The sequence below is a fragment of the Lysinibacillus sp. FSL K6-1151 genome, from assembly GCF_038630755.1.
In the GTDB taxonomy this organism is placed as follows: Bacteria; Bacillota; Bacilli; order Bacillales_A; family Planococcaceae; genus Lysinibacillus; species Lysinibacillus fusiformis_D.
On sequence record NZ_CP152040.1, the window covers coordinates 2476584 to 2501693 of the forward strand.

A 25110-nucleotide genomic window follows, 5' to 3' on the forward strand; every position below is an offset into this window, starting at 1 on the left:
ATTTCCCCCTTATCCCCAACGTATTGTGATAGCCCCCCAAACATAGCCAATGCCTGCACTCACTAGTGTCACAAGAGCACCTGCTTGAATACGATTTTGCTCCTGAGCTAGCTGTAAGGACAATATTTGATCGATTTGCCCAATATGTCCATAGTCTTGTAAATAAATAGACTGTTCCTGCTGTAAGCCAAGCTCTGCTAAAATATAATCATGTGCAGACCTTTTCATATGCAGCATCGCTAAGTAGTCGAGCTGTTCTTCACTGTATCCACTTTTCGCTAGAGAACGGCGAATAACCTTCAAAAAATGGCTTAATGATTTTTGTTCTAACCTCTCCTTCATCCCAATCGGGTCCAAAACGTCAAGCTGATATAAATTTTCTGTTAAATGGAATGGTGTTAACGGTGTTTTCGTACCTCCAACTGGTACAACTACATCCTCTGAGAAAGAACCATCTGTTATAATTTCCGCCTCTAAAAGCTGATTTTTTTCATAGTTTTTTTGTAGCAATATGGCACCTCCACCAGCCGCCAAATTGTACATAAAGCGCGTTCGTGGATTGCTGTAATCGATAAAATCCACATTGCGATAGCCACCTGCTAAAAGAATGGTATGAATTGTGTCATCTGATGCCATTAAACTTTTCGCTACTTTCAATGCCATGATCGTCGTGCCACAGCGCAATTGCACATCAAATGCCCATGCATTAACCGCACCAAGCTCCTCTTGCATTTTGATGGAGGCTGTCCATAGTGGGTATTCCTTATGCTCTTCACCCATATAGATGATCACATCAATATCTTTCGGGTCCAGATTTGCTTTTTTTATCGCATCCTGTGCTGCCCATATGCCCATTTGCACGGTATGATCATGCTCACCAGGGATTGGCTTTTCATGAATACCCATTTTTTGACGGATAATGTCCTCTGGAATATTTGAAAGAGCCGCAATGTCCTGCGAAGTCATTTTATTTTGAGGTAGATAGATACCTGTACTGACAATACCAACAGTCATTCAAATCGCTCCTTTTCCTGGGGCAGAGCTACGGGCTTTTTTCTTTGCTTTAGCTTTGCTCGCCATTTCCAAAACAGCAGTCTTAGTGAGCCAATAATACCTTTCGGGAAAAAGATAACGGCTAAAATATAGAGAATCCCAAAGAAGATAATCCAACGTTCAAAAATAGGGTAATCTCGTGCTAGCCCTGATAATGCATGCTGTGCATATTCAATCACTGCTGCTCCTAGTAATGGCCCTACTAAAGTGCCGACCCCACCAATAATCGTCATTAATAGCGCATCGAGTGTAATATCCATCGCCATCACACTCGTGTTAACGAAGCGTAAAGAAATCGCATATAAGGAGCCTGCAAAGCTCGCAACAATGCCTGCAACAACGGAGGCAATCACTTTATAGTGCAAGGTATTAAAGCCTAATGATTTCGTCCGTTGTTCATTTTCCCGAACAGCAATTAGTAGTCGACCTGTCGGCGAGTTAACAAAACGGTGGAGCGCTAAAAAGATGACAACTAAGCTTGCTAACACAAAGAAATAGAAGGTCATCCGATCTCTAAAAATATCTGGTGCTCGAAAAGTAAAGCCATCATTGCCATACGTGACAGAGCGCCACTTTTCAGCTACTACTAAAAATAACCCCGAGAAGGCTAGTGTGAGCATCGCAAAAAAATGACTTTTCAAGCGCAAGGTTAATAAACCTACTAAAAAACTAACAAAGCCTGCTATTACCATGCCTATCACGATGGACACCAGAAAGATGAATAGTGTGTTATCCATTTGCTTGAGCATGACCGCTGTCGTGTAAGCGCCAATACCAAAAAACATAGCGTGCCCAAAGGAAACGATTCCTGTATAACCGAGCAAAATATCATAGCTCATCGCCAGTATGCCAAAAATGAAAATTTGTGTCAGTAAAATAAGCAGCGTCCTTGAATCATTGACAAAAGGGAGTACGATAAAAATCGCCAATAACAGGAAAAAAGCGATAGAGCGTAAGGACATTTTCTGGTTCATGATGTTCGCTCCTTTCGCATCGTAAACAGCCCCTGTGGACGGAAAATTAAAACGCTGGCCATTAAAATCATATTGACTGCTAGTGATAGCACAGGCACATAATAAGCCATAAAGCTACCTGCTAGCCCTACTAAAATAGCAGCCAACAATGAGCCTGAAAAACTACCCATTCCGCCAATGACGACGACAATAAATCCTAAAATGGCGTACTCCATGCCCATCTCCGCATAGATGACGCCCGAATACGGAGCCATCAACATTCCACTAAGTGCCGCCAGAGCCGCACCCACCATAAAGACATATAGAAATACACGCTTAATATGAATACCAAGAGCCTGTGCCATTTCCTTATCCTGCACACCAGCTCGAACGATCAACCCAATCTTCGTGCGTTTCAGCATATATTGAAAAACACCAAAAATCACAAACCCTATAACAATAATAAATAGGCGATATTTGATGATAATCACGTCACCAAATTCCCAGCTTCCCGCTAAATAGCTCGGCGTTTTTACGGCCACACCATTTGGACCAAAAACCACCTTGATGAATTCCTGCAAAACGAGCATAAGCCCTAACGTAATTAAAATTTGCTGAATATGATTGCCGTAAACAGGCGTAATAATCAATTTCTCTGTAAGCAGTCCAAGTAACGCACCTGTCACAAGCGCACCTATAATTCCTACGATAAAGCTTTCTGTCCACATATAGGTAAAGATTCCCGCATAGGCTCCCCAAACAAATAATCCACCATGCGCAAAATTCAACACATCCATTAAGCCAAAAATTAACGTCAAACCTGCCGCCAGCAGAAATATCAACATCCCTGTTGCCAAGCCATTAATGAGTAAATTGATGAAAAGCTCCAATGATGGTCACCCCCTTTATCCAATTCCTAAATACTTGCGTTTTAGTTCTTCATTGACAATCAAATCCTCCATCATGCCCGAATTTACTGTTCTGCCATCATCGATCAAAGTATAGGTATCACCAATCCGGCTAGCCATCATAAAGTTTTGTTCAACAAGAACAATGGACGTTTTCTTTTTCATTTCCATAATCGCTTCCATCACCTTCTCCACCACTATGGGCGCAAGCCCCTTGGAAGGCTCGTCAATTAATATTAATTGGCTATCATTGATAAAGGCTCTTGCCATGGACAGCATTTGCTTTTGCCCTCCTGATAAATGCCCGCCAGCCTTTTTCCAAAACTTCTTCAAATCGGGAAACAGCTCCAGCACATATTGCTGTCGTTCTAACGTGGCAGTATCTTCCTTATACATGGCTACCTTCATATTTTCCTCTACCGTTAAATCTGCAAAAATCCCTTGATTTTCAGGCACATAACCTATCCCTAATTTAGCCACCTTGTATGTTGGGCTTTTTTTAATGGAGTGGGAGCGAAAGGCGATTTCGCCATTTGTCGCAGGTGTTAATCCCATAATTGTTTTCAAGGTCGTTGTTTTACCTGCACCATTTCGTCCAAGCAGTACGCTAACCTGTCCCTCCCTCGCTTCAAAATTAACTCCCTGCAAAATGTGATATTGGCCGATATGCGTGTGAACCTCATTTAATGTCAGTAAGGTGGTCATCGTACAGCCCTCCTAAATATGCTTGTTGTACGGTATCATTATTCATAATTTCCACGGGTGAACCATCTGCTAGTAGCTGACCATTAAATAACACCATAATGGAATCCGATAAATCTAAAATCATATCCATTTTATGTTCAATGAGCAGAATGGTTTTATTCCCTTGATTTTTAATGGTCCGAATGACCTCTAAAATCGTAGGTACTTCCTCTAAAGACATACCAGCTGTTGGTTCATCGAGTAGCAGAATTTCCGTATCCAACGCAAGTAGCATGGCAATCTCAAGCTTTCTTTTCTCTCCATGGGATAGCATCGTTGTCAGGGCGTCCCGTTTATTGTCGAGTAAAACGAGTGATAATAGCTCCTCCGCTTTGTCGGTAATCGCCTTATAGCTTTTGTAGTGTCGAAATAGCTGATAACGAATCTTTTCCTTTGACTGCACGGCTAAACGAACATTTTCGAGAACCGTTAAATTTGGAAACACATTCGTGATTTGAAAGGATCGACCCAACCCCATACGTGTTCTTTCGATGGCCGACTTTTGGGCAAGTGATTGCCCTTTAAAATAAACATCACCTGCAGTTGGTTTTAGCTCTCCACTAATCAAATTAAAGAATGTTGTTTTCCCAGCACCGTTCGGCCCTATAATGGACTTTAAATGCTTTTCAGGCATTTGAAAATTAACGCAATCCACCGCCGTATGTCCCCCAAACTGAATCGTTAAATTGTCTGTGTGTAGTATTGGCTCCATCCTCTACTCCCTTCTCCTCTAATAGTTATGTAGAAAGACAGCCATGCTGCCTCTCATTTGTTTAATTCATAACAGGTGGTGCTGTTTCCTCAGGACTTAACTCCCGAATAAGTACGGGTACTGGATAATCCACGCCATCCTGTTGCTCTAAGCGAATCGAATACATCGATTGAAGGGCTTGATGGTCCTCTTCACGGAACGTCATCGTACCTTTTGGTGTCTCAAATGACATCCCCTCCATTATGCCGATCAGCTTGTTGGCATCTGCATCTCCCTCCGATTTTTTCAATGCCTCCATAATGGCAATCGCCGCAGACATGCCGCCAGGTGTAAATAAGTCAGGTACTTCATTGAAACGTTTTTGATGTTCCTCAACTAACCATTTATTGACATCATTTTGCGGTAGCGTGTGGTAATACACCGAAAAACCTTCCATACCAACCAATGGATTCATAAATTGAAGCGCTATAATATCAGGTGCTCCCGTTGAAATTTTAATGCCCTTTTCTTGAATTTTAAGATCTGCGATTTGATTCCATGGTGAATTTGCTCCTGCCCAGACAACGAATAAATAATCAGGCTTAGCATCTAGCACCTTTTGTAAATTAGACGTAAAGTCTGTTGCTGCTGGGTCTGCATACTCCTCTAACACAATGTCAGCACCTAATTTCTCCGCTGCCGTTTTAAACGCATTCACCCCATCCCAGCCAAACGAATAATCTGGGGCAAATGTAGCAATCTTCACACCTTTACCAGCAATAGCCGCCGCGGCTGCATAGGCATCCTGTGATGAATTACGACCTGTACGGAAAATATACTCATTAAACTCAGAACCTGTAATACTGTCAGCCACCGCAGGCTCCACCACCATAATTTTTTCATACTCCTCTGCCAGCGGTAGAACAGCAAGGGTATCACCAGAACTTGAAGAACCTACTAAAAAATCAACCTGGTCATCTTCTAATAGCTTTGTTGCTTTCTGCACGGCCACCTCTGGCTTTGTCTCCGTATCCTCATACACAACCTCGATTTTCTTACCATTGACCTCCATCGTCCCACCAGTCGCATACTCAATCCCTAAATCAAATCCCCGCTGCGTCTGCTTCCCATATGATTCAAGCGCCCCCGTTAACGAAGCAAGCACCCCAATCTTAATCGTGCCTCCTTCCGCCGTCACCGCTTTTGTCTCACCATCGGAGGAATCTGCATCTGTTGCATCATCCTTCGTATCCTCCCCACTACAAGCTACCAACACCACAGCCAACATTACTAAAAGAAACCAATACCACCGCTTCTTCATCCTATAACCCCCTTTAAAATAAGCTCCATAGAAAGCGCTTTCTTGCTATGACAACACTATACAAAAGTCCAGTTACAAATTAGTTACAAAAAATGCTTTGCACAAAAGTACAAAGCATTTTTCTGTATCGAGGTTATGGAATTATTTATTAAAAATTTAAAAGTGTTAAAAGATTTATCGCTACGCTACTAATTACATCAGGTAAAAAGAAAGACAAAAACGTTGAATGTACAACATTTTTGTCTTTTGTATTAGGAACTATTTTTTAGTGTTTCAAACTGCATTCTGTAGTACGCTTCATGAAGACCATTCCTGCTTCAATACACTATACAAGAAGGAATCTCGCCAAACACCGTCTTTAATTAACATATTTTCACGTAATATTCCTTCTTTGGTCATTCCAACCTTTTCTAAAACCTTTGATGATCCAATATTTCTTGGGTCACAGGTTGCATAAATACGATGGAGCTTTAATGTGTCAAAACCGAAAGTGATCACTAATTGAGCACTCTGCGTTGCTACTCCCTTCCCCCAATAGTCAGGGTTAACAATATAGCCAATTTCCCCCACCTTATTCGTGAAATCCCTAATCATTATCTCAACCGAACCTATTAAAGTTTCTTGATAAATAATAGCAAAAACATATCTTTCCCTTGGTGTTTGTCTTGCTTCATCGAGTGCATCCTGAATGAATTCTTTTGAATCCTCCTCTGTATTCGGTCCCCATGTTTGATACCTACAAACAATCTCCTGTGAGGCATATTTATGAACATCAATCCAGTCATGTGGCGTGAATTCCCTTAAAAATAATTTTTCATTTGCAAGTATCACTTTAATTCATCTCTCCTTCTACACGATTCAACCATTCACTCATCTTGTTCAATCTGCAAATTGTGGCCAGCCTTTTATTTGTCTGACAAAATGGCATTTAAATATGTTGCTTTTTTTAACTTGTTCATATAGTTCATTTCTACTTATGAGTGGCTCTCCCTACACTACAAATTTGTACCACCCCAATAAGATTCCCTCATTTAAACGACGGAACTGGCTATCCCATAATTAAATCATAGACAGCCATGGTCGACTCCATAGGGGTTGTATTTAATTCGCTCTGTAACTGCTGGACACATTTTTCGTACCATTTGCATGCTAGAGAACGGTTTTGGAGTTGGTAGTAGCTGTACATAAGCAGGCGATAGCCCTCCTCCCATAGTGCATCCTCTCCAATTATTTTCTCTGCATAGTGGATGGCTTTTTTATATTGCTGCTGCCTTGTGGCATTTTGTGCCAAACGTTCTAGAACTTCTATATATAAAAATTGTAGCTTTTCGCGATCTTGAGTAAGCCAGTCGATTTGCTTTTTTTCTGCATATAAGGCGTCTGGATAACTCGCTTCCGCTAACAGTAGCCATTCATCGGACAACTGTGGATCAAATTCCTCCATTCCTAGGTTGTAATAATAGTGAAATCGTTCCACGTCAATTTGGAGAAAGGGAATATTTTGCAACTGATACATATTATTCTTACGTTGAATAAAAAAGCTCTCCTGCCTTGCATGTCGTTGTGGCTCCAACACTTTTAATAATGTATTTAAGACCACTTTAAAATCCCGATCTAAGGACTCGACAGTGCGGTCTGGCCATAATGCCTGCGCTATTTCTTCCTTTGGTGTAAAACGATTGCGATGACAATATAGATACACGAACAATTCCTTCGATTTATCACGTTGCCATTCTTTATCTTCGAGCTTTCTTTGTGCTCGAATTAAACTTAAACTCCCAAAAAGATTGATTTGTATTGCATCATGCGGATAATTGATACTGTCCTCCACTTGAAAATAGCTTCGTAATGTAAGAATGGCTGCATGTTCCACACCTCCTGTTTGGCTAAAATGCAATAGCTCATAGAAAATCATTCGATCACTTGGACCAAGTATCATTTTCCTTTGTAAAAAATAGTCATAGCCATTTGCCAAACATAATTGCGCAAACTGTTGAAAATACGGATGAAATTGGTCTCTATTATTTTCTTGAAACGCGATAACGGATTGATAGAATAGAACATGCATCAAGCCATTGCGATCTCCGCATTCCTGAAATAGTTGTTGTGCCTTCCTTACTAATTGCTTCGCTCGTTCTGTTTCTTGCTGGGAGAGAATGATTTTCACTTCCGCTAAAAGAATGAGGCCTGTCATCCAAGCATCTTGTACTTGCTCGGTTTCTCGTAAGCCCAATGCCAAGTATTTCTTAGCCGCTACTATATCTCCTAAATAATGTTTAGCAATCGCTAGCCCCATATAAGGTTCGGCCTTAACTCGAGAAATATTAATGGCATTCAATAAAGTCAACGCTTTTTCATAGGCTTGACATGCCCCTTGATAATCTGGGAAATCCATTAATAGTAGCGCATGTGCTTTTCTGATATAACCAACCGCCTCTATAAAAATAGACTTCTCTCTTAACCCCCTGCGTATCCCATGCTGGGCTGCATACCAAGCTTCCTTTCCTTGTCCTAACAATGCATAGACAAATGCTGCTAGTAGTTCACTTTCACGATGGGTTGCCACAAGCTGAGGTGGCAATTCAAGGCGCTGTGCTAATAATTCCTTCGCCTCTCGTAATTGCCCAGTCCGTAGTAAAACTCGGACATCCACATTCGCTCGTTGCATGACATCCGCTGGCAATGCCACGTCCTCCATAAATAACTGTGCACCCTTGGCCTTCCCTAAGTTCACTAAGTTTTCAGCATATTGCCGTTGAAGTTCTAATAATTCCTCTTTTAGTAAGGGTGTATATTTGGCAAGCTCTAATGCTTTTTCTAAATAAGGCTCTGCTAATGCAGGCTGTATAGTGTCTAAGTAAATATGTGCCAAACCTGCTTGAGATTTTGTCATAAATAGGTGATCCTGCTGCTGCTGTGCGATCATTGCACACTTGTCGTAGGATTGTTTCGCCCTTTCATAATAAGCACGGTAGCGATGGCATTCGCCATCAAAATAATATAATCTATAAAATGTATCTTTTTCTTGTACAGTAAATCGATTGATTTTTTCTAATAACCATTCAAATTGTCCAGCACGTACTAATGGCTCTGCATGACGCTGTAATAGCTCTCCACAAAAATCATGGTCATTCGTTTTAAAGGCATGATAAAGCACAGCTTGAATATTATGCCGTTCCATATAATAGAATGTCGCTTGTTTATGAAGGTCCGTATAGTAACTTGTATGCTGACGCCATTTCATTTCTAAAAACCGACTAAACAAAGCATGGAAGCGGTATAAACCATCTGTTGTCACTGGTTGAATAAATAAATGACGCTGTGATAAAGTATTCAACATTTGTGCCATTTCAAAGCCATAAAAATCTTCCAATAGCTCCGCTGAAAATGTAGGAAAAATAGCTAGTTTTAAAATGGTCTCTTGCTCCGTTGCAGTCATCCTACTATAAACCTCTTCTGACAAATAGGTGAAAAGATCATTCGGAGAAATCATTAGCCAATAATCTAAAGAAACATGATGCCATTGCTCTGCTAACAAGGAAAGACTGATGGCCCAGCCTTCTGTGATCTCCAATATCTTGGCCATTTCAGCATCGGATAAATGCACGTCTACATATTCTTCAAAAAAAACAGCAATTTCCTCAGTTGAAAAGGCCAGCTCGTCCTCGTTGATCACTAGCCACTTCTTTTGCAGCTTTAATTTTCTCATAATATCCCAATTCGGTAATGTTCTAGATGCGATAATAAAATGAATCGCTGGTGGAGCAAATTCAATAACTTTCTCCATAAAATAATTAATTGAAAAGACGTGATCCACTAAATGAAAATCATCAATGACAATTAGAAATGGCTCCTCTATGCTACATAGGCAATTGACAAAAAGCTTATACCAGCGATTCAGCTCCTCCATTTTAGGGAAGCGTGACAATTGATTCCACTCATCGAATGTAGGACCAAAATTCGGCACAGCTCGCTGTATGCTAAAAAAAAGATGTCTTAAAAAGGGTAATAAATTATCATCTTCTTCGGAAATACTATACCAAGAAAATTTATTCGCTTCGTTCGAGAGAAATTGTATGAGGATGGTCGTTTTACCATACCCTGCACCACTATGAATAAATGTACAAGTATGGTGATGGCTCTTCTTTAATGTCTTCATAAGTGCGGCTCTATTGATACAATGAGTGGATGGACTTGGTGCCATACATTTTGATTGAATAATAATATCTGTCATGTTAACGATAACCTCCAAATTTGTGTAAGGTTACAATAGCTCCATTTTTTCACAAAAATTCAGATTATTAAATTATTGACAGTTTACCATATTTTATCGAATGAATGGCAAAAATAAAAAACCCGATAATCAAATGAATGATAATCGGGTGATTTTCTATGATTATAGTAATTCTTTACGTAATTCAGCAGCTGATTTTGGTGAAAGCAGACTGAATGGAATATCAAATACTGTTTTCGCTCCTTTATCACCAGCTTGACTTAGACGATGCGCAGCACGTGCATAAGCCACTAATATACTAGATGTGAAGTTTGGATTACTTTCAAGTTTTAATGAGAATTCGAGAATTTGTTTATCGTTTGCTCCACTGTCACCACTGCGAATGACAAAACCACCATGTGGCATACCTGTGTGGTTTGCTGTAAATTCATCTTCAGAGATGAAGTTAACTGTTGTGTTATATTCATCGAAATAGTTAGGCATTGTGACAATTTCTTGTTCCACTTTTGCAGCATCTGCACCGTCTTCTAACACAACCCAACATTCACGTGCATGTTTTTCACGTGTTGTTAATTCAGGGTTTTCACCATTACGTACACGTTCTACAGCTTCTTTAATTGGCAATGTGTATTGAACAGCATTTTTAACACCTTCGATACGACGTACTGCATCTGAGTGACCTTGACTTAAACCATCGCCCCAGAATGTATATGTTGTACCAACTGGTAATACGGATTCTCCTAGTAGACGATTTAAGGAGAATAAACCTGGATCCCATCCAACTGAGATAACAGACACTTTACCAGATTTTTGTGCCGCTGCGTCTACAGCATCGAAAAATTCAGGAATTTTCGCATGTGTATCGAAGCTATCAATTGTATTAAACCATTGTGCAAAATGTGGTCCTTGTTCTGGTAAATCCGTTGCAGAGCCACCACATAAAATCATGACATCAATGTCGTTTTGGAATTTTTCGGCGTCATCTACTAAATATACGCTCGCATTGCTTGCTACGTTTACTGTTGAAGGATCACGACGTGTGAACACCGCTACTACTTCCATATCTGGATTTTGTGAAATAGCATACTCCACACCACGTCCTAAATTTCCATATCCTACAATACCTACTCGAATTGCACTCATTAAAATTCCTCCTAACGATTTCGTGACTTTGTGAAAACTTTCACGTTAAATCTAATTACAATAATACTTTGTGTTAGAAAAATTCACAATAGTTTGAGTATGAGTTTTTCAAAAAGAATTTATATCAGTTTTCTATGGTTTTTATCCAAAAACGGTATGAATGCGGTTACAAATTACTAAATATTCCATGAATCTTAAAGTTATTGTAAAAGCCTTGTAAATAACGGCTATTTTTCCAACCAGTCTTGTACAATAAATGTAACGACAAAAGGGGGCATGTTGAATGAAAAGTACTGGTTACTCATCAAGCACGGCATTGGCACAAGGAGAACTACTTGCATTCCATATGACACAAAATAATACGGCGAACAAGCACCTTGAAGCGAAACAAACTGTTCGTAAACCACATGAAAGTCTTTTACCAAACAATCCTTTATGTATCGGTGTTTTACCTTTTGACGTTATGGAAAACACGCTAGACATCACCATCCAAAAAAATAAGGTGCATGAGGTAGACTTCTACCATAGTGGTAAGGACATCGCTCGCTGGTTCATTAAAAAAAGTGAATACAACAAGCCAAACCCAGACTTCTTTATATGAAGTCTGACATGGTACTTCGTAAGCGTTCTGCTAACTTAATCGGGCGCTTCCTTCTAGCACGATCTCCTGCAAGTCCATCGCTATTGTATCTCCTGAGCCAACTGTGCAAGACGCTTTTCATCAATAATATGGTAGCCTGTCTTACGTTTTTCTAATATCTTCTCTTCACAAAACTGTGCCAATACATATAATAAATGGCGATAAGAAACCCCTAAATACTCACAGATTTCCGTATGCTTTTCCTTATAGACACCTTGATCAGCAGATAATTGAATAAAGGCTGCTAAGCGATTCTCAAACGGATATGCTTGATTTTGTGTATATTTAGATGTCATGTTCGTGGCTTTTTCCCCTAGAAACACACAAAGTCTACGTAAAAACAAGGCATCCACAAGTAACTTTTCCTTACATGCCTGTGTAATGGAGTAACAAATTGTCTTGGTAACAGTTTGTATCCCCTTTGTATACCTCGCCTCATTAAGCAATTCAATTTCCCCCATAAAACGAGGAGCTTCCAAATATTCAATTAGTGAAACTTTGCCATTTTTATGCGTCATATAGAGCTTCGCCTTGCCTTCTATCATGTAATACAATGTATCTGGAAAGGAGCCTTCCTGAAAAATCCACTCTCCTTTGTCAAATTGACACACTTCCAGATAAGGATCGATAGCAAATGAGAAAAAATCATCTATCGGATATTTTTCAAGATATTGGGTACGTGCTTCAGCTGTTAGAATATGCATTTTTTACTCTCCCCTCTAAAAAATATGAGATATCTCACATTATTGTAGCGATGAACATGCTATTATTCAACTTAGTTAATGGAGGTACGGTAATTATATGAACAATCAACGATGGCTTTCTCAGAATTTCTTTACATTTTTCATCACCTGGGGCATTTTCTTACCCTACTGGACAGGTTGGCTTGTGGATGCAAAACATCTGACAGTATCGCAGGCAAGTGTTGTAATGGGCTGTGGGCTACTAGCTCGTGCCACGTCCAATCTTTTCTTCTTTCCAACCCTTGCAAAATATGTACACAATAAACGTCTTATTACGATTTTAGCAGTAGGTGCTCTACTAACTGCATTACTTTATATTCCAAGCACTGGCTTTATCGCATTATTAATCGTGACCATTTTATTTAGTGTCTTTTATCCAGCACTATTACCTGCTGTGGAAAGTAGTGCAGCAACGCTTGTCCAGCATGGCAATATTCACTACGGCAAAAGCCGTTCCTATGGTTCCTTCGGGTTTGTGATTGCTGTATTAATTATTAGTATGTTGACGGGCGTTTTCGGCAAAAACATCATCTTTTGGAGCATGATTATTGGGTTGATCGGCATGTTACTTATGCAGCAATTAGCCACTCCAAAGGAATTACTTGTTGTGCCAACAAAAGAACAACGTGCGAAATCATTATCGATGAAGACTTTATGGACTATCAAGGGCTTCCCGATTGTCTTATTTATCGTAATTTTATTACAGGGTGCACATGCCTCTTATTATAGCTATGGTTATATTTATTTAGAAGACTTACAGGTAGACCCATTCTATATGGGCATGATTATTAACATCGCAGTAATTTGCGAAATCCTATACTTTATGAAGGCCGATACATTATTGACGAAGTGGCGTTCATCGTCATTATTACTCTTAGCAGCAAGCGGCTCTTCCCTGCGCTGGTTACTTATCTTTATGTTCCCGAATGTCTGGGTATTTATTGCTTCACAAACCTTGCATGCATTATCCTTTGCACTAGCACATTTCGCTTTTATCCGCTACTTAACGAAAGCTCTACCAAAGGAACAAATTCCAAATGCACAAGGTCTCTATTCCGCATTAGCCATGGGCTTAAGTACAGCAATCCTTACGTTTTTAGGGGGATATTTATACGAAATATCTCCTGGCCTGTCCTTTGCAGCCATGCTTATTTGTACAGTGCCTGCCATCGCTATTTTGCTGCTGACGCGCAAAAAATATCAATATTAACAAAAAGCAGGTGAGAATAAATATAGAACTTAATTATCATGTATTTTATTAAAATATCACACATTATAGTGGGTAAAAAAAGGATAGATGAACAGGAATTATACCTGTTTACATCTATCCTTTTTGGACAACATAGAACCCATTTACTACTACAACATCTACCACAATACTACAATAAATAATCATTGGCTTCTTCCATGATCGCGCCAGATTGTGGAAGATCGTTATTGAACTAAAGCACTCCGTTAGTTTAAGTGAATTTTCTCACAAATTTATGATATTATACAGTTGAATAGAAAGACAAATTAGAATTTGGAGGTTCACTATGAAAAATGAAGATAAACAATATGCTTTAACTGTTATTACTAATATATTAAAAGTAATGCACAATAAAGAATATGAAAACATTTTAAATTATGTGGATGAATGTGAAGTGGATCATATTGGTGAGTTATTCTATTATGTTCAAGAAACATTAAACTTAAATGGATTTGATTCATTTGATGAATATGGCGCTCCATGTAATTTCCACCCAAAATACGAATATTCACAAATCAACTTCTATGAATTCAATGATAATAGTGGATTTGCTGTTGATTATGCTTTAACTTCAAATTCAAAATTGGCAGATATGTGTTTACAAATGGAGTTTTTATATACGGATGACGGATTAAAAAGTGTTTTTATCACAGTTGACCCACAGTAAAACAATATATTAAAAGGAGAACATATGGAAATATACAATATTAATTTGAATATTCATTATTCTGCCCCACAAGAAGTTTGGGATAAGTTGGAGCGTTTATATAGAGAAATGCCTAACTGGAACAACTTTGTAAACGGCTGTCCACAGTGGTATGGTTCAGATGATAAATTAATAGAAGTAAGTATTGAATCAAGTGGATTACAATTCTATGCTAAGTTACCATCAGAAGAATGGGATGAATGGATTACAATATTTAAGAATAGAGCTACAAAATTATTGGGATATGAAGTTGGCGAACCAGAAGACGGTTTTGAATTTCACTATTATGATTAACCTCACAAATTCCAAGTTGTCCATAAGCTTAATTTGAAAATACATATGACACTTCGGTGTTTTTTATATCATCTCCAATTCTTCCAGTCACACCTAATTGCTATTCAACTAAATGCATCGTTAGCTTAAGTACATTGTTTCACAAACTCAAATCAAGATTAACATAAAGCCCCATTTTTAATTCAATTAAATGGCCCTATTAATGAAAAAGGCACAATTCCTTTTCAAGAATTGCGCCCGATTATTTAATATGTCTTCGAAATAGCGGTAATGAAAATAAATAAATATTATATAAAGGAAATATCCGCTTGAAAGTAGAATATTACCCTACAACCATAATTAACTATTCCGATGAGGAGGATTCATGTGCGTCCACGACCATTATTTATTGAAAATCCAGAGCATGATAGGTATGTTAGTCTTGTGCCAGATGGAGATATTGAAGAAATACTTAATAAGCAACAAGCTAAGACCCTTACCCTCTTAGGCAGCGTATCAGAGGAGTTAGCAAGTAAGACGTACGCACCAGGGAAATGGACTTTAAAAGAAGTGATTGGGCATATGACCGACTCCGAACGTGTGATGTCGTATCGAATACTTGCCATTGCACGAAATGAAATTGCACCACTCCCAGCAATGGATCAGGATCAATACGTTTCTGCGGCAAACTTCAACAAATTATCTTGGGAACAGTTACTAGCTGGTTTAGACACCGTACGCTCCAACACATTAAGCCTGATTTCAACTATTGATGAAGCTGCGTGGGTTCGTAAAGGAACTGTAATGAACAGTCCAGTTTCAGTAGGAACCATTGTATATGGCATTGTCGGGCACGAGTTACACCATATGAAAGTGATTAGCGATAAATACTTATAAATCTCTTTCTATTATTGAAAAAACCTAATTTTTCACTTCATACTGAGAAATTAGGTTTTCTCATAGTGAACCTTACTTAGCGTTATAAATCCGCATTTTCCTGACGTTATCCCTATTTATACATTATAATTTCTTATTCAATTATATGTCCCTATAATGATCGAGCACTGATCCTTATTACAGAACCGCGCCCGATGGTGGAAGAACTTTATCTACTATATGAAGTCCAAATTATATACATTTTTTTACAATCTACCTCAATCTTATCTCTATGCATTGTAACATATACATTCATGTATTCCGCCCATTGTGGTATTAGTTCCGTTAAACAATCAATGACCTTTATATCAGGAGTTGCATAACCGATATTTTCTTTTCTCAAAAAGCCATTGGAGAAATCTTGATATAATGAGTCCGTCCATTCATAAACTTCAAACTGAGAATCAAAAATCTGCTCATCTTCTTGATATTGTCCGTTTACCCAGTATATTTCCATAACAATGCCCCCCTAATTAAATGCAGCGTTCCATAACACTTTGTCCTATAAAGACACTTTCCTAGTTTTCCATGAAAACGCCCGATTGCTGAATAGCAAGACGGTGATTTGTCTTTTGCTTGTTAAAGTAAAGCATACTGTTAGCTTAACAAGAAATTATTTCCTTTTCTCATAGATTCCTTTTACGAATTGTTCCTTATAATCTGTGTATTCATTGATCCCACCATTTTTCTCTTCTACAAATTTCATTTTCAGTTCTCTGTACTCTTCCCTTGCTGTTTCGTTTGAATTTAAGTAGTTCCTAAAAAAGATTAAATTTTTCCAGAGTTCTTTGTTGTATTCTACTAAGTGAATAAAGTGTGTCTTTTCCTCATAATGATCATTATTAAACTTCGCAAGCACAATTTCATTAGGGCGTTCCACTTTGAGCTTTAAAAAACCAGCTTCCCTTAGCCCTTGAAATATCGATTTATCAACATTTTCAATATTATCAACACCAACGACTAAATCCAATATTGGTTTGGCAACGATATTCTTTATGGCTGTGCTACCAATGTGTTCAATTCTATTCTCTTGAATCGGCGTTGCATTTAAAATATCCTGTTTCACCCTAAAAAACTCTTTTTTCCACTCATCACAATGTGCTTCTAACCTTACCTCATCTCGTTTTAACCCTAATCTCATTTAGTCACCTCATTTTCAATATAGTTAACTAATTCGTTCGATGATTTCTTTATCCTTCTTAAACTCAACTGCAGTGTTAGTTTAAATACACTACTTCACAAGCTAAACTGAATTCTAATGTAATTTTGCCGAATTTCTTTACCATTTTAATCGCCCTTTAGATGATGAAAGACGCATTCCCAACTTTAACAATTGCGCCCTATTGTTCAGTTACTTCATCATAAAACTTACCATAACGGAAGTACGATTCCCACATGATTTTTAAATAATCATTTGAATAACAACAATAATATAATAAAAAACGAAATAAATATATTGATAAACGATAATAAATAGACTAATATCATATTATCATTAAATCGGTGAGGTGCTTCAAATGAATGTTAAACTAAGTTCAACTTTTTTCTTAAAGATCATTGCTTTTCTTATTGGAATTGCGGTACTTGCTGTGTGTATCTATTGGTTACCTCAAGCAGCTTTACGAGATGCCAAAGTGCGTCCAGGAGATTACTCGATATATCCATTGTTAATATGTGCCTATGGAGTATGCATTACGTTTTCTGTTGCATTGTATCAAGCCTATAAACTATTGAGTTATATCAATATAAACAATGCTTTTTCTGAGCTATCCCTTAATTCCTTACAGATTATAAAAAAATGCGCTTTGACAATTATTTTCTTCATTTTGTTTTTAATAGTTTACTTAAGGGTTTCTGCTATGTTCACGGGTGAAGACGCAGCAGGTCCGATAGCACTTGGTCTAATAGGGATTTTAGTAACAGCTATCATCGCTGCCATTATAGACGTACTTCAAAAACCCATAAAAAATATCCTAGAAAATATGTAGGTGTTTCATAATAACCATTTTTATAAAACTCCCTTCGTTGTTGTAGTAATAAATGAGGTCTACTAAATAAAAAAGTACACCACTACTATATAAGTGATGTACCAACTATCCTATAATGTGTGACATTAAAGATAAGTTACTGTTTTAAAATAAAAACATGCGTTCACTTATCTTTAATTTTACAAAGTATTCACCTGCATTCTTATTTTGGATAATACGAAAAACCAGGGTACTTCACCACTGGCCATTTTTCCTTTCTAAGAGCCTGTAGCAACTCAGGGCCAACCTGCAAATTACTTTGCACCAATTCTGTTGGCGTTAAGGCCATCCATTGATTTAAAGATACATCCTGGAATCGGTCACTTTTAAACATTTCTAAAAACCATAATGGCTCTGTGCCAGTATTTTCAACGTAATGCCCCGTCGCAAACGGCACATACCCAACATCACCTGCACGATAATCAAATGTTCGTGCTGTTCCATTCCCTGTGAAAACAGTCATTCGCCCTTTTCCTTGTAGATAATATTGCCATTCATCGTTGTTCGGATGCCAATGTAATTCGCGCATCGCCCCAGGCTCAATTTCTACCAGTGCCGCTGCGATATTTTGAGAAATCGGAAAATTAGTTGAATCCACAATACGCACACTGCCACCTGGTGTTTTCAGTGGTGGCTGTGCTAATAAGCGATGCTTAAAAGTTTGTGGAACCTGCCCATAAGGAGACTCCACTTTTTGTGAATTGATGGGACCAGGAACCTGATCCTGATAAATATACACTTGCTCATTCGGAATATGATCAAAAGCACTAATTGGAACCCCAAAATTGGCAGATAGCACATCCTTCGGGGTATGCGCAAACCAATCTGAAATCGACAATGTATTCAGATCTGAGAAATTGCCATCATCAAACACTAATAAAAATTCACAGCCATCCTCTAACCCCTGAATTGAATGAGGAATGCCAGGTGGAAAATACCATAAATCACCTGGTCCTACATCGGCAATAAAATTACAGCCATTTTGATCGACTGCCGTAATCCGAGCATGACCGAGTAGCATATAAGACCACTCCGCCTGCTGATGCCAATGCAGTTCGCGCACGCCTCCCGGTGTCAAGCTCATATTTACACCCGCCAATGTCGTAGCAATCGGTAATTCACGAACCGTAATTTCCCGTGACCACCCACCTTGATTTAATGTCATATGCGTGTCTGAAAACGAGAATCGTAGGTTAGGGATCAAACCCGCATCTGTCGTTGGTGGCACCAGCATATCCGGATTTTCTAAATCCCTCATAATATCGCGTGGCCCCTTATCCACCCCTCCAGCTCCATCATTCCGAATAGGCTGAGGCACTTGAAAATAACCCGGCGGCAAATTGTCCAATCGTTCACCTCTTTATCGTAGAAATTTAAAAAATACTTTCATCCTTCTAAATGTATGGGCACACAGCTTGTACTATTCACTTGCTTTTCTGTTGGGCGAGTGCATGAGAATGGCTATTTGGTTACGAGGAATGATTACTTTTTTGACCGCTTTCCTCACATTATGGAGCGGAGGCATCACTCCTCTAAACGTAGAGCAAATTCATTCCCATGAAAACATAATCAGTCACTGTAGCAAAGCCTCCACTACACATTTATGCAAGATTTGGAGGCCTTCCTGCAATTCGTCATATGTTGCATAGGCATAAGATAGACGAATATGATGATGATCTTGTGGGTCATAAATATAGCCAGGATTGATTAATACTTGTTGCTGCAATAGCTTCATAAAGAATTCTTTGTCTATAAGTGGCTCATGAAACTTGAGCCAAATATAAAAGCCTCCCTTTGGTTTGCTCCAAGTAGCAATGTCTTTAAATTTTCCCTGTAAAATTTGCTCAGTGAAATGGGCTCGATCCTGCAAGTGCTGACGTAAAGATGCAAGATGCGATTCATATTTTCCTGATTGTAGCCAATGTAGGACAATTTCTTGTGAGATAGCACTTGAGCCATAGTCCGTTTGCATTTTTATATCGGCTAATCGTTCGATGACGGTGGTTGGACCAATAAGCCAGCCAATGCGTAGCCCAGGGCTTAAGGTTTTGGAGACACTCCCAATATAAAGGACTTGTCCGCTGCTATCCATTGCTTTAATAGGAGGAGAGGTCGCTTCAAAAAGTAATTCATGATAGACATCATCCTCAATAATTGGAATACGTGATGCCTGACAGGCTTCATAGAGCTGCTTTTTTTCCAGAGATGTCCATACTTGGCCCGTTGGATTATGTAAAGTTGGGATAGCGTAAAATACGGCTTGTTTTTTCCGTTTCCTTTGAGACAATGTTTGGGCAAGCTGTTCATCGCGGTGAATGCTCACCATTTGCATCCCTACTGATTGAAATGGATGGACAGAATTTAAATAGGAGGTTGGCTCCTGAAATACAATAGACCCTTGTTCTAGTAAACCAACGGCAATTAACTGCAATGCCTGAAGTGCACCTGAGACAATGCAGACCTGTTGAGGCTCAGCAACGATGCCTCTGTTTCGTACATAGTCACAGATAGCTGCACGAAGGTGATCATTACCCTGTGGTGAGGAATAGCCCAATGCTTTGGGCTGAAAAGATAGCTCCCTTAATGAAGCTTCTATGGCCTCTGTGGGCAATAAGCTTGGTGCTAGCTCACCCGTTCCTAAACGAATGACATCCTCACGCTGCTCGTATTCATTAATTAATTGGATAGTGTGATAGTTTGGCTTATGGATACTTGTTTCGATATAGGTTTGCCAATTCGGCTGTGTTTGTTGAATTAATGCATGCCATGAATTATGCGTAACGTAAACCCCAGAGCCTACCTTTGATTCAAGGAGACCTATTGCTTTTAATTCCTCTAAAGCCTGTTGAACCGTGCTACGATTGACGCCAAACTGCATGGCTAACTGTCTTTGGGTGGGCAGTTTTGTTCCTGCTACCCAGTCTCCTCGTTCCACCAGTGCTGTTATCCATTGCACAATTTGCTGTTGTAATGAGGTATCTCTTTGTCTATTTGGCTGCCAGTTCATTTATCCATCACCTTTCCTGCTAGAAAATTGGGTGGATAAAAAACCATCCAATTGGTCGTTTTCTTTTAGTTATACCATATCTAAAATGAATAGTGAAAGGAGGGATGATTGTTGGAAGCTTTTCTTCATGGCATCATTTTAGCATTTGGACTCATTTTACCTTTAGGTGTACAAAATGTTTTTGTTTTTTCTCAAGGTGCTACACAACCCAATTTATTACGCGCCCTGCCAGCAAGTGTAACAGCTGCCCTCTGTGATACAATGCTAATTGTGCTTGCGGTATTCGGACTATCCTTAATTGTTTTACAATTTGAGTGGCTACGTATCGCTTTAATGACTGTTGGTATTGTTTTTTTACTTTATATGGGCTATACCATCTGGCGCTCAAATCCGAGCACTACAGAAAAAAGTGAACCACTGCCCATAAAAAAACAAATTCTCTTTGCCCTCTCTGTGTCGTTACTTAATCCACATGCCATATTAGATACAATTGGCGTCATTGGTACGAGCGCATTAAAATATAGTGGTACAGAGCAAATGATTTTCACGGTAGCCTGCGTGCTAATTTCTTGGCTATGGTTTTTCGGTCTCACATTGACTGGTGCCTCGTTCAAAAAACTCGATAGCTCTGGTAAGTTGATGGGCATCTTGAATAAATGCTCAGCCATCTTTATTTGGGCAACAGCGTGTTATCTCGCAAGTGGCTTACTGTAGCCTACATAGAAAATGCTCAGGATTCCTCCTGAAGCATTTCATGTTGTTGAAAAAAGATGATGTCAACGGCAGAAAAAGCAAATTTGCAAGGTGAGAGGTTGATTTCCGTTCCGTCAGCGCCCTTTCCAGGGGGCGTCCGATGAGCCGCTTCACTCACTTACGCTCGTTCCAGGGTCTCATCTGTGACGCTGGCTCCACTCCAATCAATCATTCTGCAAAGTGTCTTTACTTTTTTTCATAGTAGTATAGCGATCAAATAGCCCATTATCTGTATTCTTAGAGGGGATAAACTTTTATTTTCAATATGGAGAAGTGATGCGTGACAACACCTCTTCATAAAAAGTAGTGAACACCTTCACTTTATTTGAAAACTTTGCTAAAAAGGTAACACTTTTGTGGGGTGGAGTGGAAGGCTACTTGACTCCCATGGGATAGCGAGACAGGCGAGCCTCTAAACGGAGCGGTAGCGGAGGAAGCGGCTAGGCGCTCGCCCACAGGAAAGCAAGTAGCCTGCAACGGAAATCCATTTCTCCCTTTCAATTGACTGTTTTGTTTTTCAACACTAAGAAATGCTCAGGATTCCTCCTGAGCATTTCTTTTAGAGTGAGACAAATACCGTGAGCTGTTCATTAAACAATGTTGTTTCAACGGATTTCGCTTTAGACCACGCTTCACCATAATGAATAGCCTTGACTAATACATTCGCTTGTAATATTGCTTCATGCTGTCGGATGATAGAAAGTACCTTTGTACTACCGTTAAAGGCAATCGACACATATTGGGCCACTGGTAGCTGCCATTTTTTCCTTGCGTCTTGAATTGTGCGAATTAATTCTCGCATTTGCCCTTCTTGTAGCAAGCTTTCTGTTAGTTGAACATTCATCAATACACGACATGTGCTATCCTCAGCTAACCTATAATACTCCTTCACAACCGCTTCAGCAACAACATGGGCTGCTAATAATGTTAGCTGTTGTCCTTCCATCACAAAATTAATCGAACCATTATGCTGAAGCTTTTGCTTTTCTTCATTCGTTAATGCCATCACATATTCTTTTACTTGATTAACCTTTGCACCAAATGCAGCTCCAGCAGTTTTAAAATTCAGCTTATATTGGATGCTTTCATAGGCTGAAAAATCATGCGCCCACCTACAGGCTTTGATGTTTAACTCATCTTGAATGAGCTCACTATAGACTTGAAAATCCATCAGGTCTCCTTTTACGGCAACAATGAGTTCACTTAAAGGTTGCTTAACCTTCATTCCCTGACTATTGCGAATGCTGCGTCCAAGTTCCACTACTGTTAAAACCATTGCCATTTCTTGTTCAAGCTTGACATCCACTAATTGTTCGTCACATGCTGGGTAGTTCTCCAGATGAACACTTTTCCCACATAATTGACGGTAGATGTCTTCAGCAATAAATGGCGTAAACGGTGCTACCAATTGACAAATAGATGTAAGCACTTCATAAAGCGTACTAAATGCACCTCGTTTATCTGCTGTCAGTCCATTTGCCCAAAATCTAGCTCGTGAACGGCGAATATACCAATTGCTTAACTCCTCTACCAACTGAGCAATTTCTCGTGTAGCCTGTGTAAATTGATAATCATCCATGAACGTTGTGACAAGTTGGATAGTGTGATGGAGACGAGACAAAATCCAATGATCTAGAGGTGATCGACTCCCTTTATTTGTAGCATCATACGTAAAGCCATCGATATGGGCATACATTGCATAAAATTTAAACGTATTGTCAAGTGTATCCACTAGTTTCGATTTCGCATCTAAGATAATTTTCTTAGAAAAACGCTTCGGATTCCAAGGGGAGCTGTCGACTAAAAATGCCCACCGTAAAGCATCCGCTCCATATTGCTCGATTAATTCAACAGGCTCTAAAGCATTACCTTTACTTTTTGACATCTTCTGCCCATGCTCATCTAAGACATGCCCTAACGATAGAACATTTTTATAAGGTGGCTTGCCTGTAAATAACGTCGATACCGCTAATAAGCTATAGAAAAAGCCTCTTGTTTGGTCGATTCCCTCAATGACGACATCTGCAGGGAACTGCTGACGAAAAGTCGTGACATCTTCAAAAGGATAATGCTGCTGGGCAAATGGCATCGAGCCACTGTCAAACCAAACATCAATAACTTCTGGCGTCCGCTTCATGTCTCCTTGACAGACAGGACATGTACAGACAATGTCATCAATAAATGGTTTATGAAGCTCTAAATTTTCATCGAAAGCCCCTTTAGCTAATTTTCTTAATGCTGCAACACTACTTGGAGCCACCTCATGAGCACACTCCCGACAAACCCAGACATTCAATGGTGTACCCCAGTAACGATTACGGCTAATATTCCAATCCACTAAATTTTCTAGGAAGTTGCCAAATCGACCGTCCTTAATATGACCTGGATACCATGTCACTTGCTGATTATTTTGTAAAAGCTGCTCCTTTAATGCTGACATCTTGATAAACCAGCTATCTGTTGCGTAGTACAGCAAAGGTGAATCACAGCGCCAGCAATGTGGGTAGCTATGCTCATATTTCTCTTTAGCAAATAGAAGTTTTTTTGCCGCTAGCATTTTAATGATATCAACATCACAATCTTTTACAAAGCGTCCGACAAGCTCAGACACAGCTTCTGTATAACAGCCTTTTAAATCAACTACATTGACAAAGGACAAACCATGGTACTGTACTGTTTTATAATCGTCCTCTCCATAGGCTGGAGCAATGTGCACAATTCCTGTTCCACTATGCTCCGTCACGTAATCCGCCATAACGACAACTTGCCCTTTTTCGACCGTTACATAAGAAAATGGTGGTTGATAGGAAACACCCGCAAACTCTTGCCCATCATGCTCACTTAGTACTTCGATAGGCTCTGTAAAAACCTTTTCTACCAGTGATTTAGCGAGGATGTATATGTTATTCTCATGCTTTACACGTACATATTGAAGAGATGGATTCATAGCCAAGGCTACATTAGCAGGTAATGTCCAAGGCGTCGTTGTCCAGCCTAAGAAATATTCGTCGCGATCCCGAAGCTTAAACATCGCTGTAACGGATAAGTCTTTGACATCCTTATACCCCTGTGCTACCTCATGTGAACTTAAGGATGTTTGGCAGCTAGGGCAATAAGGTGAAACACGATGCCCTTTATATAAAAGTTGTTCCTTGTGTACATGGCTTAAAATATGCCACACAGATTCGATATAATCATTGCTTAGTGTCAGATAAGGATTATCCATATCAAGCCAGTAGCCAAGCTGCTCGGTAAAGGTACGCCATTTTTGCTCATAGGTAAAAACGCTCTTTTTACATGCCTGAATAAATCGCTCTACCCCGTAATTCTCAATTTCCTGCTTCCCAGAGATGCCTAATGCCTTTTCTACTCCTAATTCCACAGGCAATCCATGTGTATCCCAGCCTGCTTTTCGTTCAACGAGATAGCCTTGCATCGTTTTATAGCGTGCCACAACATCTTTAATTGTTCTGCCAAAAGCATGACCAACATGTGGTAAACCATTCGCTGTTGGCGGTCCCTCGTAAAATACAAAGGGCTGCTGTCCAGCACGATTGTTGATGGACTTTGCCAAGGTTCCTTCTTGCGCCCACAACGCACGAATCCTTGTTTCTCGTTCAACCACTGTTTCCTTCTTTTGTTCTTCCTGCATATGAGTTCCTCCTATACAATCCATTTTGTATAAAAGGCATACAAAAACCCCGTCCCAAGGAAAGGGACGGGGTTAAC

22 protein-coding genes and 1 other annotated feature (1 of these 23 cut by a window edge) are annotated in these 25110 nt (G+C 39.4%); of the genes, 7 read left to right on the forward strand and 15 right to left on the reverse strand.

Features of this window, described 5'->3' with window-relative positions:
• Window positions 1–9 precede the first annotated feature (9 nt).
• The 9 genes from MHI04_RS12015 to MHI04_RS12055 form a co-directional block, all read right to left on the reverse strand.
• Window positions 10–1014 (reverse strand): 3-oxoacyl-ACP synthase, encoded by a 1005-nt coding sequence (locus MHI04_RS12015; protein WP_058843535.1) that lies wholly within the window; start codon window positions 1012–1014, stop codon window positions 10–12.
• A complete protein-coding gene (locus MHI04_RS12020) occupies window positions 1011–2027 on the reverse strand; it encodes a branched-chain amino acid ABC transporter permease (protein WP_342534862.1) in 1017 nt (338 codons plus the stop codon). Before MHI04_RS12020 ends, MHI04_RS12015 begins: the two co-directional genes overlap by 4 nt.
• Window positions 2024–2896 carry a branched-chain amino acid ABC transporter permease gene (locus MHI04_RS12025; RefSeq protein WP_058843533.1) on the reverse strand — a complete coding sequence of 291 codons (873 nt, stop codon included), beginning with the start codon at window positions 2894–2896 and terminating at the stop codon, window positions 2024–2026. Before MHI04_RS12025 ends, MHI04_RS12020 begins: the two co-directional genes overlap by 4 nt.
• A gap of 15 nt (window positions 2897–2911) precedes the next feature.
• On the reverse strand, window positions 2912–3619 hold the full coding sequence (locus MHI04_RS12030) for an ABC transporter ATP-binding protein (protein ID WP_058843532.1): 708 nt from the start codon (window positions 3617–3619) through the stop codon (window positions 2912–2914).
• Window positions 3594–4370, reverse strand: a complete 777-nt coding sequence (locus MHI04_RS12035; RefSeq protein WP_058843531.1) for an ABC transporter ATP-binding protein — start codon at window positions 4368–4370, stop codon at window positions 3594–3596. The genes MHI04_RS12030 and MHI04_RS12035 overlap by 26 nt, the downstream gene beginning before the upstream one ends.
• A gap of 61 nt (window positions 4371–4431) precedes the next feature.
• Window positions 4432–5670: a substrate-binding domain-containing protein gene (locus MHI04_RS12040; RefSeq protein WP_036117673.1), complete on the reverse strand. Its 1239-nt coding sequence runs from the start codon at window positions 5668–5670 to the stop codon at window positions 4432–4434.
• Between the two features lie 297 nt (window positions 5671–5967).
• Window positions 5968–6501: a GNAT family N-acetyltransferase gene (locus MHI04_RS12045; protein ID WP_342534863.1), complete on the reverse strand. Its 534-nt coding sequence runs from the start codon at window positions 6499–6501 to the stop codon at window positions 5968–5970.
• Between the two features lie 217 nt (window positions 6502–6718).
• The gene (locus tag MHI04_RS12050) at window positions 6719–9904 is read right to left on the reverse strand and encodes a BTAD domain-containing putative transcriptional regulator (protein WP_342534864.1); all 3186 of its coding nucleotides are present in this window, start codon (window positions 9902–9904) and stop codon (window positions 6719–6721) included.
• A 162-nt stretch (window positions 9905–10066) separates the two neighbouring features.
• Window positions 10067–11047: a diaminopimelate dehydrogenase gene (locus tag MHI04_RS12055; protein ID WP_036117665.1), complete on the reverse strand. Its 981-nt coding sequence runs from the start codon at window positions 11045–11047 to the stop codon at window positions 10067–10069.
• A 283-nt stretch (window positions 11048–11330) separates the two neighbouring features.
• Between MHI04_RS12055 and MHI04_RS12060 the strand changes: the two genes are divergently transcribed.
• Window positions 11331–11648, forward strand: a complete 318-nt coding sequence (locus MHI04_RS12060) for a hypothetical protein (protein ID WP_036117662.1) — start codon at window positions 11331–11333, stop codon at window positions 11646–11648.
• Window positions 11649–11728: 80 nt separating this feature from the next.
• On the opposite strand, the gene yeiL is transcribed toward MHI04_RS12060, so the two are convergent.
• On the reverse strand, window positions 11729–12391 hold the full coding sequence (yeiL, locus tag MHI04_RS12065; protein WP_036117659.1) for a transcriptional regulator YeiL: 663 nt from the start codon (window positions 12389–12391) through the stop codon (window positions 11729–11731).
• A 97-nt stretch (window positions 12392–12488) separates the two neighbouring features.
• Here yeiL and MHI04_RS12070 point away from each other — a divergent pair, with 97 nt between their 5' ends.
• The 4 genes from MHI04_RS12070 (at window position 12489) to MHI04_RS12085 (ending at window position 15555) form a co-directional block, all read left to right on the forward strand.
• The gene (locus MHI04_RS12070; RefSeq protein ID WP_036117657.1) at window positions 12489–13640 is read left to right on the forward strand and encodes an MFS transporter; all 1152 of its coding nucleotides are present in this window, start codon (window positions 12489–12491) and stop codon (window positions 13638–13640) included.
• Window positions 13641–13965: 325 nt separating this feature from the next.
• A complete protein-coding gene (locus MHI04_RS12075) occupies window positions 13966–14346 on the forward strand; it encodes a hypothetical protein (protein ID WP_340834375.1) in 381 nt (126 codons plus the stop codon).
• Between the two features lie 24 nt (window positions 14347–14370).
• Window positions 14371–14679 (forward strand): hypothetical protein, encoded by a 309-nt coding sequence (locus MHI04_RS12080; RefSeq protein WP_036117651.1) that lies wholly within the window; start codon window positions 14371–14373, stop codon window positions 14677–14679.
• 366 nt (window positions 14680–15045) lie between these two features.
• Entirely contained in the window at window positions 15046–15555 is a 510-nt protein-coding gene (locus MHI04_RS12085; protein ID WP_058843526.1) for a DinB family protein, read from the forward strand.
• Between the two features lie 208 nt (window positions 15556–15763).
• On the opposite strand, the gene MHI04_RS12090 is transcribed toward MHI04_RS12085, so the two are convergent.
• Window positions 15764–16051, reverse strand: coding sequence for a hypothetical protein (locus MHI04_RS12090; RefSeq protein WP_342534865.1), 288 nt, complete (start codon window positions 16049–16051; stop codon window positions 15764–15766).
• A 156-nt stretch (window positions 16052–16207) separates the two neighbouring features.
• The gene (locus MHI04_RS12095; RefSeq protein ID WP_342534866.1) at window positions 16208–16735 is read right to left on the reverse strand and encodes a GrpB family protein; all 528 of its coding nucleotides are present in this window, start codon (window positions 16733–16735) and stop codon (window positions 16208–16210) included.
• 376 nt (window positions 16736–17111) lie between these two features.
• Between MHI04_RS12095 and MHI04_RS12100 the strand changes: the two genes are divergently transcribed.
• Window positions 17112–17582 (forward strand): DUF2975 domain-containing protein, encoded by a 471-nt coding sequence (locus MHI04_RS12100; protein WP_036117640.1) that lies wholly within the window; start codon window positions 17112–17114, stop codon window positions 17580–17582.
• Window positions 17583–17784: 202 nt separating this feature from the next.
• Here MHI04_RS12100 and MHI04_RS12105 read toward each other — a convergent pair whose 3' ends face one another.
• Together MHI04_RS12105 and MHI04_RS12110 are read right to left on the reverse strand one after the other, a co-directional pair.
• Complete coding sequence (locus tag MHI04_RS12105; RefSeq protein ID WP_058843522.1) at window positions 17785–18969, reverse strand: oxalate decarboxylase family bicupin; 1185 nt, start codon at window positions 18967–18969, stop codon at window positions 17785–17787.
• A 225-nt stretch (window positions 18970–19194) separates the two neighbouring features.
• Window positions 19195–20628, reverse strand: coding sequence for a PLP-dependent aminotransferase family protein (locus tag MHI04_RS12110; RefSeq protein WP_342534867.1), 1434 nt, complete (start codon window positions 20626–20628; stop codon window positions 19195–19197).
• Between the two features lie 111 nt (window positions 20629–20739).
• Between MHI04_RS12110 and MHI04_RS12115 the strand changes: the two genes are divergently transcribed.
• Window positions 20740–21342 carry a LysE/ArgO family amino acid transporter gene (locus MHI04_RS12115; RefSeq protein WP_271909964.1) on the forward strand — a complete coding sequence of 201 codons (603 nt, stop codon included), beginning with the start codon at window positions 20740–20742 and terminating at the stop codon, window positions 21340–21342.
• A gap of 598 nt (window positions 21343–21940) precedes the next feature.
• On the opposite strand, the gene ileS is transcribed toward MHI04_RS12115, so the two are convergent.
• Window positions 21941–25033 carry an isoleucine--tRNA ligase gene (gene ileS / locus MHI04_RS12120; protein ID WP_340834382.1) on the reverse strand — a complete coding sequence of 1031 codons (3093 nt, stop codon included), beginning with the start codon at window positions 25031–25033 and terminating at the stop codon, window positions 21941–21943.
• 59 nt (window positions 25034–25092) lie between these two features.
• Window positions 25093–25110, reverse strand: a binding site (T-box leader) (it continues 221 nt past the right edge of the window).

Excerpts from the sequence above, each read along its gene's own strand:
- MHI04_RS12035 (WP_058843531.1), bottom strand. The coding sequence starts at position 4,370 with ATGGAGCCAATACTACACACAGACAATTTAACGATTCAGTTTGGGGGA.
- MHI04_RS12015 (WP_058843535.1), bottom strand. The coding sequence starts at position 1,014 with ATGACTGTTGGTATTGTCAGTACAGGTATCTATCTACCTCAAAATAAA.
- MHI04_RS12030 (WP_058843532.1), bottom strand. The coding sequence starts at position 3,619 with ATGACCACCTTACTGACATTAAATGAGGTTCACACGCATATCGGCCAA.
- MHI04_RS12050 (WP_342534864.1), bottom strand. The coding sequence starts at position 9,904 with ATGACAGATATTATTATTCAATCAAAATGTATGGCACCAAGTCCATCC.
- MHI04_RS12055 (WP_036117665.1), bottom strand. The coding sequence starts at position 11,047 with ATGAGTGCAATTCGAGTAGGTATTGTAGGATATGGAAATTTAGGACGT.
- MHI04_RS12080 (WP_036117651.1), top strand. The coding sequence starts at position 14,371 with ATGGAAATATACAATATTAATTTGAATATTCATTATTCTGCCCCACAA.
- MHI04_RS12070 (WP_036117657.1), top strand. The coding sequence starts at position 12,489 with ATGAACAATCAACGATGGCTTTCTCAGAATTTCTTTACATTTTTCATC.
- yeiL (WP_036117659.1), bottom strand. The coding sequence starts at position 12,391 with ATGCATATTCTAACAGCTGAAGCACGTACCCAATATCTTGAAAAATAT.
- MHI04_RS12040 (WP_036117673.1), bottom strand. The coding sequence starts at position 5,670 with ATGAAGAAGCGGTGGTATTGGTTTCTTTTAGTAATGTTGGCTGTGGTG.
- MHI04_RS12095 (WP_342534866.1), bottom strand. The coding sequence starts at position 16,735 with ATGAGATTAGGGTTAAAACGAGATGAGGTAAGGTTAGAAGCACATTGT.
- MHI04_RS12075 (WP_340834375.1), top strand. The coding sequence starts at position 13,966 with ATGAAAAATGAAGATAAACAATATGCTTTAACTGTTATTACTAATATA.
- MHI04_RS12110 (WP_342534867.1), bottom strand. The coding sequence starts at position 20,628 with ATGAACTGGCAGCCAAATAGACAAAGAGATACCTCATTACAACAGCAA.
- MHI04_RS12090 (WP_342534865.1), bottom strand. The coding sequence starts at position 16,051 with ATGGAAATATACTGGGTAAACGGACAATATCAAGAAGATGAGCAGATT.
- MHI04_RS12100 (WP_036117640.1), top strand. The coding sequence starts at position 17,112 with ATGAATGTTAAACTAAGTTCAACTTTTTTCTTAAAGATCATTGCTTTT.
- MHI04_RS12020 (WP_342534862.1), bottom strand. The coding sequence starts at position 2,027 with ATGAACCAGAAAATGTCCTTACGCTCTATCGCTTTTTTCCTGTTATTG.
- MHI04_RS12060 (WP_036117662.1), top strand. The coding sequence starts at position 11,331 with ATGAAAAGTACTGGTTACTCATCAAGCACGGCATTGGCACAAGGAGAA.
- ileS (WP_340834382.1), bottom strand. The coding sequence starts at position 25,033 with ATGCAGGAAGAACAAAAGAAGGAAACAGTGGTTGAACGAGAAACAAGG.